Genomic DNA, 13068 nt, shown 5'->3' with positions numbered 1-13068 from the left:
ATGAATAAGCTTAGTGTTTTGAGCTGTAAAAATTTGTTAAGGTATATTTTTTAACTTTAGTAAACGCGGCTAGGATGCTAATTTGTACGTTGACTCAATATTGAGTTTAACGAAGATAAACGACACGTAAGAAGCTGATATATATCACCTCGAATCGATGTCCCTTTTTGACTGTGGAAGTAATGATGGAATCAACAGAAAAGTTGACCGACACCAATGCAATTTTGGCGTATTTGTATGAAACATTTCCTTTGTGCTTTATTGCTGAAGGTGAAACTAAGCCATTAAAAATCGGATTGTTTCAAGATTTGGCTGAAAGGTTGGCTGATGATTCTAAAGTCAGTAAAACTCAGCTCAGAGTTGCCTTAAGACGTTACACCAGCAGCTGGCGCTATTTAAAGTGCGTTAAAGCGGGCGCACAACGCGTTAATCTGGATGGCGAACCTTGCGGCGAGTTAGAGCAAGAGCACATTGACCATGCTCAAGCCATGTTGAAAGAAAGTCAGGATAAAGCGAAAGCGAAACGTGCAGCACTCGCACCTAAGCCTGCGGCGAAGAAAGCCCCTAAAAAAGTGGCTGTTCCTCAACGTCCTAAAACTGAGCGTCCAGCTAAGCCTGCACCTAAAGTTGCAGCGCCAGTCGTAAATTATGTCCAAGCACAATTGACTGATTTAACGAAAAAACAACGCGTCAATGTTAAGTTAGGTATGACACCCGTAGCCGGTGTAATTACTGATATTAACAAGGAAGATATTCATGTTCAGCTTGATAGTGGCCTAACGATTAAAGTTAGAGCAGAACATATCCTGCTGTAATCATTTTTTAAAACGGAGTAACTTGTTGATGCGAAAACTCACTTTGGCTACCTCGATCGCCACTGTTTTTGTCGGATTCTCGGCTTGGGCCGTACCACCCACGATTCAAATCAGCGAGTTACCCACTCTCAAGCAGGAAGCGCAACATAAGGTTGCGAGTAAAAGGATAACGGACTTATACACTCGTTCGCACTATCATAGATTTAATCTCGATGATGCCTTTTCTGCGCAAATATTTGACCGTTATCTGCAGCAGTTGGACTATCGCCGCAATGTGTTAACCCAAGCGGATGTCGATAGTTTTAAACCTTATGCTACCCAATTCGATGACATGCTCAGTTCTGGTGAACTTGAGCCTGCCTATAAAATGTTTGATATCGTCCAAAAGCGTCGTTATGAAGGTTTTGTCTATGCTTTATCCCTATTGGATAAAGAGATGGACTTCTCCGCCCCCGGCGATGCCTATGAGTATGACCGTGACGATGCAGCATGGCCAAAAGATCAAGCCGAGATCAATGAGTTATGGCGTCAACGTGTTAAATACGATGCGTTAAATCTGAAGCTCACAGGTAAAAAATGGCCTGAGATTGTTGAGATCCTGCAAAAGCGTTACAACAACGCCATCAAACGTTTGACTCAAACCAACAGTGAAGACGTGTTCCAAGGCGTGATGAATGCCTTCTCACGCAGCATTGAGCCGCATACGAGTTACCTGTCACCACGCAATGCTGAACGTTTCCAAATGGAAATGAATTTAAGCCTTGAAGGGATTGGTGCTCAACTGCAACTTGAAGACGACTACACTGTTATTAAAAGCTTAATTGCTGGTGGCCCTGCGGCTGGCAGCGAAAAACTGTCGCCAGAAGACAAGATTGTCGGCGTAGGTCAAGAAGGCGGTGAAATTGTTGATGTGATCGGCTGGCGTTTAGACGACGTGGTCGATCTGATCAAAGGGCCTAAGGGCAGTAAAGTTGTCCTACAGATTTTACCGAAGAAAGGCGGTTCGAATGCTAAGCCATTCGACGTTACCTTAGTACGCGATAAAATTCGTCTTGAAGACAGAGCGGCAACCTCTAAGGTGATTGAACCTAAAGACGGCGAGTACGCAAATCGCAAAGTCGGTGTGATCCAAATTCCTGGCTTCTACATGAATTTGTCACAGGACGTTGAAAAAGAGTTAGTTAAGTTAAACGAAGCCAAAGTTGAAGGCATAGTTATCGACCTTAGAGGTAACGGTGGTGGTGCATTAACGGAAGCCGTGTTGCTGACGGGACTCTTTATCGATATGGGCCCTGTGGTGCAAATTCGTGATGCCGATGGCCGTGTGTCTGCGCACCGTGATAACGATGGCAAAACCAGTTATGCCGGTCCTTTAACTGTGATGGTTGACCGTTACAGTGCGTCTGCCTCTGAAATTTTTGCTGCCGCATTGCAAGATTATGACCGCGCGCTGATTGTTGGTGAATCTAGCTTTGGTAAAGGTACAGTGCAGCAGCATAAGAGCTTAGGCCGTATCTACGACATGTATGAAAAGCCAATTGGTCATGTGCAATACACGATTCAAAAGTTCTATCGGATCAATGGCGGCAGCACTCAGCTTAAAGGTGTGACACCCAATATTGCTTACCCAAGTGCGTTAGAGCCAGGTGAGTACGGCGAAGCTGAAGAGAAAAATGCCTTGCCTTGGGATAAAGTGCCAATGGCGCAATATGGCACGCTCAACGATGTGACACCTGAGTTAGTGACTAGCCTTGAAGCTAAACATCTTAACCGCATCAAAAGCAGTGTAGAGTTTGCCTATATCAATCAAGATATTGCCGACTTTAAAAAACATCACAAAGAGAAGACAGTTTCTCTGGTTGAAAGTGAGCGTATTGCCTCCCGTGAAGCCGATGAGAAGAAAGTCCTCGACAGAACAAACGAGCGTCGAGTCGCTAATGGTTTAGCACCAGTTAAATCAATGGAAGACATTAAAGACGACGCCGAATTGCCAGACGCATTTTTAGACGAAACCGCTTATATCACTTTAGATATGGCTGATGCGCAAAAACTGGCTAAAACTAGTGCTAAGTAGGCGCTAGTCGAGTCGATTTATCCAATATCAAAACGCGCTTATGGCGCGTTTTTTCTTATTTAGATCAGCGTTAAAGGGATCGAAATGACACAAGCTCAAGCAAAATACTTAAAAGATTATCAAGCGCCACTCTTCACGATAGACACGATCGACTTAGCCTTTAATCTGGCGGGCAATAAAACTCAAGTGCAGGCGATCAGTCGTATAAAACGCACTTCAAAACATACCCATGCCTTAGTGTTAGATGGTGAAAACTTAACTGTTGTCTCGTTGACGGTTGACGGCGAGGCAGTGCCTTACCATGTTAGCGCGGGTCAATTAGTCTTAGAAACGGCGCTTGATGAGTTTGAACTGAATATTATCACTAAGCTCGATCCCGAGGCCAATTCAAGCCTTGAAGGCCTGTACACGTCCGATGGTGCCTACTGCACGCAATGCGAGGCTGAGGGCTTTAGACGGATCACTTATTTCCTCGACCGTCCCGATGTATTAGCTAAATACACAGTTCGTATCGAAGCCGATAGCGCCGCATTCCCATTTTTACTGAGTAACGGGAATTTGATTGATCAAGGCGAATTAGAGGGCGGTCGCCATTATGTTTGCTGGCAAGATCCGTTTCCAAAACCGGCTTACTTGTTTGCCTTAGTCGCTGGCGATTTTGATCTGTTGCAAGATGAGTTCATTACCCGCAGTCGCCGTAAAGTGATCCTGCAAGTGTTCGTCGATAAAGGTAATTTACATAAAGCGCACCATGCGATGGCGTCACTTAAAAAATCCATGGCATGGGATGAGAGCCGTTTTGACCTCGAGTACGATTTAGATATTTACATGATAGTTGCCGTCGACTTTTTCAATATGGGTGCGATGGAAAACAAAGGCTTAAATATCTTCAACACTAAATATGTGCTCGCAGATACCTTAACGGCTACCGACGAGGATTATCACGGTATTGAATCGGTGGTAGGCCACGAGTATTTCCACAACTGGACCGGAAACCGCGTGACGTGCCGCGATTGGTTCCAGTTAAGTTTAAAAGAAGGCTTAACGGTTTTTCGTGATCAAGAATTTAGCTCTGATTTAGGTTCACGCGCTGTGAATCGAATTCACGCAATTAAAGTGATCAAGAATCAACAATTTGCCGAAGATTCAGGCCCTATGTCCCATCCAATACGTCCAGAATCTGTGATTGAGATGAATAATTTCTACACAGTCACTGTGTATAACAAGGGCGCTGAAGTGATCCGCATGATGCACACTTTGCTCGGCGAAGAAAAGTTTCAAGCGGGGATGAAACTGTATTTTAAACGCCATGATGGCCAAGCGGTCACTTGCGATGATTTTGTGGCGGCAATGGAAGATGCCAGCGGCGTAGATTTAACCCAATTCCGTTTATGGTATAGCCAAGCAGGCACGCCGATTGTGACTGCGATGGACAGTTTCGATGCGCTAACTGGCGTTTACCAATTAACCCTTAAGCAAAGTTTAGCGAACTGTGCATCACCTTTGCATATTCCTTTTTGCATCGAACTGTTAGATGCCAAGGGGCATTCTTTAGTGAATGAAGTTCTCGACTTTACTCAAGTGGAACAAGTGTTTAGTTTTGAGGGATTAAGCCATAAACCGGTGGCTTCACTGTTGCAAAACTTCTCCGCGCCAGTCAAATTACAATACAGATTCAATGTCGATCAACTGGTTCACTTGATGCGTTTTGCCAGCAGCGAAGTAGCGCGCTGGGAAGCTTCAGTGACCTCAGTGAGCCAAGCGATTTGGCAAAATGTGGCGAGTTTACAGCAGCAACAAGCCATGACACTCGATCCCCGCGTGCGCGATAGTTTTAAAGGTGTGTTGTTAGACACTGAACTTGACCCAGCATTGATTGCCGAAATCTTAGCCATACCTACGGCATCTGCTTTGATTGAGCAAACAGACAGCGTTGATCTTGATGCCTTAGCCTTAGCCCGTGAATTTGTGTTAACAGAGCTAGCTTCACACTCTGAAGATGAATTAATTGCGCTTTATCGCTCTTTGGTATCGGTTGATAGCACGCAGGCAAGAGCGCTTAAAAATCAGTGTTTAACTTGGCTAGCAAGAGTGTCGGATGAGGCAGAAGCGTTAGTCATTTCTCAGTTCGATAAAGCCAACAATATGACTGATTCCCTCGGCGCACTGACTGCGGCAAATGTGGGTGATTTGCCTTGTCGCGATGAGCTGATGACCACATTTGAGCTGCGTTGGCAGGACACGCCATTGGTAATGGATAAATGGTTCATGTTGCAAGCAACCCATAATGCACAAGATGTGATAGAACGTCTGCGTCAATTACAACAGCACAAGCGATTTAGTATGAGTAATCCAAACCGAGTGCGTGCTTTAGTGGGCAGTTTTGCGGCGGGGAATATTTACCAGTTCCACCGTCAAGACGGTAAGGGTTATGCCTTCTTAACTGAATGCTTAATGACCCTTAATAAGCTCAATCCGCAGGTTGCGGCACGCATGGTGACGCCATTGATCCAGTTCCATAAATTCGACTTAGGCCGTCAAGCCATGATCAAAGCCTGTTTAGGGCAACTTTTGGCTTTACCAGACTTATCTAAGGATATGTACGAAAAAGTCTCTAAGGCATTGGCAAAATAGCGATTTGTAGGAGGAGGGCGGCAATAGATGTCGCCCTGATATTATGGAATTGTATTTCAAACTAACGATCAGCTATCGAGATTTCTTACCTTATTATCAAGGGCTTGCTGATAAAGTTGAGGTTCGTGAAACTCAAGGGCGGATTTTGTGGATTAATGGTCGTCATTTCAGACGTTTTTTAACCGAAAATGGCATTCACGGCTATTTCAAATTGGTTTTAGATGATAAGGGACAATTTGTTTCATTAAATCGAGTTTAGCCTAAATTTGTTTATTAACGCTTAGAGTAATTACTTTAAACGGTCGGCTGATTATCAGGCTCAGTTTGTGATATTTAGTTTTTAAATATGTTAATGAATTATATGATTTTTTGATGTCTTTCCCCGCTTTATTTCTATCCCGCTTTTCTCTAATTTAAATCCCACCTTTTCAACAGCTGGCACAAATGTGTCTACATGCTTAATTCTTTAGAAAATTTTCTCTAACTGCGCCTTGCCCAAGGGGATTAATTGCTGTAACAATGATGTTACCTGTGAGCTAACAAGATGTTGGTTGTAATTCCTAAAACAAAGAATCCAGCAGGGTACGGAGAGCTAAAATGAAAATTGTTAAAAATAGTTTTAACAAATCGGCGCTTGCTTTGGGGGTGGCGTCGGCATTGAGTTTGTTAATGATCCCAAGCGTTAATGCAATATCTTTTGATTGGGGAGAGGTTGAGGGTACATTTGACTCAACTTGGACTGCTGGTGCGAGCTGGCGTGTTGGTGCGCGCGATTGGGAAGGTCAAATTGGTAAGGTGAATCAACCCCAATTCGATTGGTCTAATTACAGCGCATTTGACAATAAAAAATATACTTCTGCTGAGATTTGGGCACAGCCTGGGTCGTATTCCAGCAACAATGACTTAAGTAACTTACTTTATTCTCAAGGCGATACTACGTCTGAGATCGTTAAAGGTTTGCATGAATTATCGTTGAAATACAAAAACTACGGTTTATTCGCCCGCGGTATGTATTTCTATGATCGTAAACTGAACGATGGCAATTATGACTATAACGATCCGATCACGGGTAAAGAATTTGACCCTTGCGAAGATAGCCGCGCTTCAGAAGTGCAATGTAAAGATATCCGTTTATTAGATGCGTTTGTCTATGCCAACTTCGATTTGAATGAGGGTGCAAATCCATTATCCATTCGTGTTGGTAATCAAGTGGTGTCATGGGGTGAAAGTACACTGATTGCCCATGGGATCAGTGAAATTAACGCCGTGGATTTGAACATTCTTAACGCACCTGGTGCTGAGTTAAAAGAAGCGTTCAGACCGCAAGGTATGGTGTGGGCATCCCTTGGCCTGACAGATTCGTTAACGGTTGAAGCATTCTATCAATATGATTGGCAACCTATTTGGGTCCCAACTCCGGGCTCGATTTTTGCGACTAACGATTTTGCCGGTTTTGGTGGCTATGCGCAAAACGCTCAGCTTGGGTTTAACGCTAACCCTGACATTAACTTAGATTTTGTGATTCAAGAATATGAGCGTTTAGCGGGCATGCTCGCCAGTGGACAATCGTTAACATCTGCTCAATTAATTGCCTACCAAACGAAAGTGACCCTAGTACAGGATGAAGAAGAACCAAGCAATGATGGTCAATACGGTATCAAGCTGGGTTATTACGCGCCTGAATTGGGGGAAACCGAATTTGGTTTCTATTTCATGAATTACCATAGCCGTCGTCCGCTGATCAGTGGTACTGCCGCCGATTTTAGCAGAAGTGCAATCTCGTCAGATATGGCGACCGTAGTCCAGAACGCGGGCAACATTAACCGTGAACTACTGCTCAGCCTGAAGAGTTTCTCTAAGGCGCAAATCGTCTATCCAGAAGATATTAAATTATACGGTGTCAGTTTTAATACCTTAATTGGTGATACGTCGGTCGCGGGTGAAATTGCCCATCGTCAAGATGAACCACTGCAGATTGATGATGTTGAATTGCTGTTCGCCGGTATGCCACAACAGTTAGCCAATGCCGGTATTAGTCCCGAGCTCGATGGTGTTTCGCAGATTAAAGGCGTTCAACCGGGGGAAACCGTCGATGGTTTTATCCGCCTTGATACCACACAGGCGCAGGTGACTTTCACCCATCTATTTGGTCCAACCTTAGGGTTAGATAACTTAACTATGTTGGCCGAAGTGGGTGGTGTGTGGATCCACGATATGCCAGGTTTCGATGAGCTACGTCTCAATGGCCCAGGTACGTCACGTTCTGGCGGCAATCCCGAAATGCCAGGTATCATTCAAGTCTTGCACAATGGTCCTGAAACTAACCCGTTCCCTACTGACTTTGCTTGGGGCTACCGTTTAGTGGCAAAAGCGGATTTCAACAACGTTTTCGCTGGGGTCAATATGTCGCCACGGGTCATTTTCTCCCATGACGTTGACGGTATTACTCCAGATCCTATGTTCCTGTTCACGGAAGGACGTAAGTCTGTCGCGCTAGGCGTTAACTTCGATTATCAAAACCGTTGGGGTGCAGATATCTCCTATAACAATTTCTTTGGCGGTGTCGGTACGACGAATGCGATGGCAGATCGTGATTATGTTTCATTCAATATCAAGTATTCGATCTAAAAGGACTCAAACAATGAAGAAACTGACGATATTGGCGAGTGCAGTGATGTTTGCACTCGTAGCGCCAGTCGCTATGGCTAAGGTATCAGAGGCTGACGCGGCTAAACTTGGCAATGAGCTCACCCCTTTAGGTGCTGAAAAGGCGGGTAACGCTGATGGTTCTATTCCTGCGTGGGATGGTGGTATCACTAAGCCTGTGGCGGGTTATACCAAAGGGATGCATCACCCAGATCCTTTCCCTGAGGATAAGATTGAATTCACCATTACCAATGCTAACAAAGCGCAATATAAAGACTTTTTAACACCGGGTCAGATGAAGTTGTTCGAACTTTATCCTGATACTTACAAGATGAATGTGTATAAGACTCGCCGTAGCGCATCTGTGCCGCAGTTTGTCTACGATGCGACTAAAGCTAACGCGACACGTGCAGAATTGATTGCACAGGGCAATGGTATTTCTGGCGCTTCTATTGGTATTCCATTTCCGATCCCTGCAAATGGCTTAGAAGCGATTTGGAACCACATTTTGCGTTTTCGTGGTATCGACATCGAGACTTCCCGTAGCCAAGCAGCACCAACGGCCGATGGAAGCTTTAGTTTGGTAGAAACGGCTGAGGAAATTCGTTTCGAGTATTCTCGTCCTGAAATGACTTTAGATCTGCTTAAAGCCAGCAATACGCTGTTCTACTTTAAGCAAGTGGTAACTCAGCCAGCCCGTTTAGCAGGCACTGCGTTATTGGTAAAAGAGACCATGGATCAAGAGGCGTTGCCACGCCAAGCTTGGACCTATAACACAGGACAACGTCGTGTCCGTAAAGCGCCAAACGTCGCTTTCGATACACCGGGTACAGTGTCTGATGGTCTGCGTACGACGGATGATTTCGACATGTTTAACGGCTCTCCAGTGCGTTACAACTGGGAACTGGTTGGCAAAAAAGAAATTTATATCCCATACAACGATTACAAGCTGCACTCAGACAAACTGAAATATGACCAAATATTGAAACCTGGTCATGTGAACCCAGAATATGTTCGTTGGGAAAAACACCGCGTATGGCAAGTGAAGGCGACGTTGAAAGACGGTATGCGCCACATTTACAAAGTGCGCGATATGTACCTTGACGAAGATTCATGGCAAGTGTCGATAGCTGATCTCTACGACAACCGTGATCAGCTGTATCGTGTGGCCGTTGCACATGGCTTGAACTACTACGAAGTACCAACTCAATGGGACACGCTGGAAGTCTTCCATGATTTGCAATCCCGTCGTTATCTCGCCATGGGTTTAGACAACCAAAGTGGCATGTATAACTTCGATGCCAAACTGACCGAAGCTAACTTTACCCCTGATGCGTTGCGTCGTGAAGGTATCCGTTAATACGCCGTAAATAAAGGGGCGCTTTGCGCCCCTCATTAGTTTAAGGAAGTTTGTATGTCGTTTCGCATCCTTCAGTGTGTTGCTGCATTAAGTTTCGGTGGCGCTTTTTTCCCTTCTACCTTATCTGCTACTCCTTCTGATCCGATTTTTTCACAAATTCAACCGCTTGCTGCTTCATCTCTGATTTTAGATATTGCCAACGTGGGCAAAGGGTTAGTGGCTGTGGGTGAGCGCGGTCATGCTCTGGTGTATGACGGCAGTTGGCATCAAGTGGCGACGCCCGTAAGTTCACAGCTGACAAAAGTGTTTTTCCTTAATGACAAACTAGGCTGGGCCGTGGGCCATGATGCGACCATTTTACATACTCAGGATGGTGGCCAAACTTGGCAGCAGCAGATGCATTCGCCCGAGATTGAAAAGCCATTCCTCGATGTGGTGTTTTTAGACGAAAACAATGGTATTGCCATTGGTGCTTACGGTTTGTTTTATCGCACTAATGATGGTGGCGCCCATTGGAGTGATGAGTTCCATGAGGAGCTGTTAGCCGAAGAAGATGTGTCCTATTTAGCGGAGTTAAAAGACAGCGATCAATCAGCCTATGTGAGTGCGCGCGCTTCATTATTGCCGCACTTTAATCGTATTTTAACCTTGACTGACGGACGTTTATTACTGGTCGGCGAGTTAGGCCTAGTGGCGGTTTCAGGCGATAAAGGCAGCACATTTGCGCGTACCAGTTTTGATTACGATGGCTCTATGTTTAATGCCATTGAAACGAAAGATGCCGTGTATGTGATGGGCCTTCGCGGGCATATATTCAAAGCTGATGTGAGTTTAAGTCAGTGGAATGAAATCGAACTGCCAGTGCAATCTTCAATCAATGGGGCTATGTCAGTGTCGGACGATGCGGTTTATCTCGTGGGTAATGCGGGGATTGTGATTAAACTGAATGAAGATGACACCAGCAGTATTGTTACTCGTCGCCAAGGGGAAAACTTAGTCTCTATTGCGAAGGATAATCAAGGGAATATGTGGTTATCCGGCAGCCAAGGGCTGTTTATTCTTAAGCCATAAAATTTTAAAACTACAATAACAGGGCCGAGAAGATGTTAGAAAAACTGGTCAACGGATTTGAGTCATTTTTATTCCGCAATCGCGTATGGGTCGTCGGCATTTTTGTGTTTTTGACGTTGTTTTTAGGCTATCAAGCCAGTCAACTCAAAATGGACGCGGCCTTCATCAAAAACATTCCGCTGCATCACAGCTATATGCAGACCTACCTGAAACATCAAAAAGATTTTGGTGGCGCTAATAGCATTATGGTGGCGGTGGAAGATACCAGCGGCAATATATTTAATGCGAACTATTTTGATACCTTAAAAAACGTGCACGATCAGCTGTTTTTTATTCCAGGGGTTGACCGCGCACAGGTGAAATCGATTTTTTCGCCTTCCACACGGTTTACCGAAGTCGTTGAGGATGGTTTTGCGGGTGGGCCCGTGATTCCGGCGGATTTTTCGACCACAGTGTCTGGGCTCGAAACCGTGCGCGATAATATTGAAAAAGCGGGCATTGTCGGTCGATTAATTGCCAATGATTACAGTGCGGCCATGGTGTCGGCGCAGTTGATGGATTTTGACCCACAAACTGGCAAACCCTTAGATACCATCGCCTTTGCGGCGCAGCTCGAAAAAGAGCTGAGGGGCAAGTTTGAAACCGATAAGGTTAAAATTCACATCATAGGTTTTGCCAAGATGGCGGGAGATGTGGCCGATGGTGCTAAGGGCGTATTACTGTTCTTTGTGATCGCCATTTTTATCACCGCCGTCATGGTTTACCTTTTCTCAAAATCGATCATTCTGACCGTTTTACCCCTCGTCTGCAGTTTAACCGCTGTGGTCTGGCAGCTCGGTTTATTGACTGTGATAGGTTTTGGCCTCGATCCCATGTCGATTCTGGTGCCTTTTTTGGTATTTGCCATCGGTGTGAGTCACGGGGTGCAAATGATCAACGCGGTTAGACGCCGTGTGATGGACGGACAGACCACTAAAGCGGCTGCGGCTTCGGCATTCCGCAGTTTATTAGTACCAGGTGGCGTTGCTTTACTGTCTGATACTGTTGGCTTTATTACTCTATTGTCGATTGATATTGGGATTATTCGTGAGCTAGCGATTTCGGCATCACTCGGTGTGGGCGTGATCATTTTCACTAACCTTATCCTGTTGCCTTTGGTGATTTCCTTTACTGAAATCAAAGTCGATAAACACGCAGAGCCAACGGCTGAAGAAGTCCGCACCGAAGCGATTTGGCGCTTCTTGGCACGTTTCGCGACGCCTAAATACGCTGTAGTGGTGATTATTGCAACTGTGGTGCTGTATTTTGCTGGTCTGCAGCAAGCCAATCAGATGAAGATTGGTGACTTGCAGGGCGGGGCTCCCGCGTTACACCAAGATTCGCGTTATAACCTCGATACCTTCTTCATCACAGATCATTTCTCCATCACCACCGACGTGATGACTGTGATTGTTGAGGCGGCGCCCGAGGCTTGTACTTATCACGATGTGCTAACTCAAATTGATGAGTTCGAGTGGTTAGTGCGTAATACGCCTGGGGTTGAATCGACTGTGAGTCTGGCGTCGGTGGCTAAAAAAGTGAACGCAGGCTTTAACGAAGGCAACCCAAGATGGGAAGTACTACCGCGCACGACCGCGAGCTTAGTGCAGGCCATTGGCCAAATTCCGACTACCTCGGGTTTGTTAAATGGCGATTGTTCTGTCATGCCTGTGTATCTGTTTATGAAAGATCACAAGGCAGAAACCATAGAAACTGTGGTCGCTAAGGTGAAAGCCGTCGCCGCGAAAATGGATAACGATAAGTTGCAATTTAAGCTGGCGTCGGGTCCTGTGGGTGTAATGGCAGCGACCAACGAAGCGGTGGCTGAAGCGCAATTACCTATGATGTTATATGTCTATGGTGCCGTGTTTGTACTCTGCTTAATCAGTTTTAAATCCTTTAAAGCGACAGTGGCGGTTATTATCCCGCTGTATGTGGTGTCAACATTGGCACAAGCCTTGATGACGCAACTGGATATTGGTTTAGCGGTTAGTACTTTACCTGTCATTGCGCTGGGGGTCGGTATCGGTGTGGATTACGGTATTTATATCCTTTCGACTATGTCGTCTAAGCTCTCGAACGGAATGCCAGTGCAACAGGCTTACTATGAGGCGTTGGTCGAACGGGGCAGTGCGGTGATTTTTACAGGGCTGACTTTGGCGATTGGTGTCAGTACTTGGTTCTTCTCGGCACTTAAATTCCAAATGGACATGGGAATATTGTTAACATTCATGTTTGTGGTAAATATGCTCGGCGCCATAATTATCCTTCCTGCATTGGCCGCCGTTTTCTGGCGCCAACCTAAGTAGGGTCTACAAATGGGGAGCTTAGCTCCCCATTTGCTTTTGAATACTTAGTCTGCTTTATCGATTGTTTGGTCATTTGTCATTCATTGTTTACGCCAATACTGGATTTCAAGAGGATGTACC

Annotated in this window: 8 protein-coding genes; all 8 read left to right on the top strand. The window is 45.3% G+C overall.

Going from position 1 to position 13068, the window contains the following annotated elements:
- Positions 1 to 185 precede the first annotated feature (185 nt).
- Entirely contained in the window at positions 186 to 815 is a 630-nt protein-coding gene (gene proQ / locus K5Q99_RS06105) for an RNA chaperone ProQ (RefSeq protein ID WP_220776351.1), read from the top strand.
- Between the two features lie 28 nt (positions 816 to 843).
- Positions 844 to 2889 carry a carboxy terminal-processing peptidase gene (prc, locus tag K5Q99_RS06100; protein WP_198555472.1) on the top strand — a complete coding sequence of 682 codons (2046 nt, stop codon included), beginning with the start codon at positions 844 to 846 and terminating at the stop codon, positions 2887 to 2889.
- A gap of 84 nt (positions 2890 to 2973) precedes the next feature.
- Positions 2974 to 5523, top strand: a complete 2550-nt coding sequence (gene pepN / locus K5Q99_RS06095) for an aminopeptidase N (RefSeq protein ID WP_220776350.1) — start codon at positions 2974 to 2976, stop codon at positions 5521 to 5523.
- A 43-nt stretch (positions 5524 to 5566) separates the two neighbouring features.
- Positions 5567 to 5782: a DUF2835 domain-containing protein gene (locus K5Q99_RS06090; protein ID WP_106650707.1), complete on the top strand. Its 216-nt coding sequence runs from the start codon at positions 5567 to 5569 to the stop codon at positions 5780 to 5782.
- Between the two features lie 338 nt (positions 5783 to 6120).
- On the top strand, positions 6121 to 8151 hold the full coding sequence (locus K5Q99_RS06085) for a DUF1302 domain-containing protein (protein ID WP_220776349.1): 2031 nt from the start codon (positions 6121 to 6123) through the stop codon (positions 8149 to 8151).
- Between the two features lie 13 nt (positions 8152 to 8164).
- Positions 8165 to 9529 carry a DUF1329 domain-containing protein gene (locus tag K5Q99_RS06080; protein WP_220776348.1) on the top strand — a complete coding sequence of 455 codons (1365 nt, stop codon included), beginning with the start codon at positions 8165 to 8167 and terminating at the stop codon, positions 9527 to 9529.
- 54 nt (positions 9530 to 9583) lie between these two features.
- Positions 9584 to 10600 carry a WD40/YVTN/BNR-like repeat-containing protein gene (locus K5Q99_RS06075; RefSeq protein ID WP_106650705.1) on the top strand — a complete coding sequence of 339 codons (1017 nt, stop codon included), beginning with the start codon at positions 9584 to 9586 and terminating at the stop codon, positions 10598 to 10600.
- A gap of 32 nt (positions 10601 to 10632) precedes the next feature.
- The gene (locus K5Q99_RS06070) at positions 10633 to 12948 is read left to right on the top strand and encodes an efflux RND transporter permease subunit (RefSeq protein ID WP_220776347.1); all 2316 of its coding nucleotides are present in this window, start codon (positions 10633 to 10635) and stop codon (positions 12946 to 12948) included.
- Positions 12949 to 13068: the final 120 nt, after the last annotated feature.

The sequence above is a fragment of the Shewanella hafniensis genome, assembly GCF_019655335.1.
In the GTDB taxonomy this organism is placed as follows: Bacteria; Pseudomonadota; Gammaproteobacteria; order Enterobacterales; family Shewanellaceae; genus Shewanella; species Shewanella hafniensis.
The sequence above is the reverse complement of the archived record's forward strand: the minus strand, read 5'-3'. Positions and strand labels throughout refer to the sequence as shown.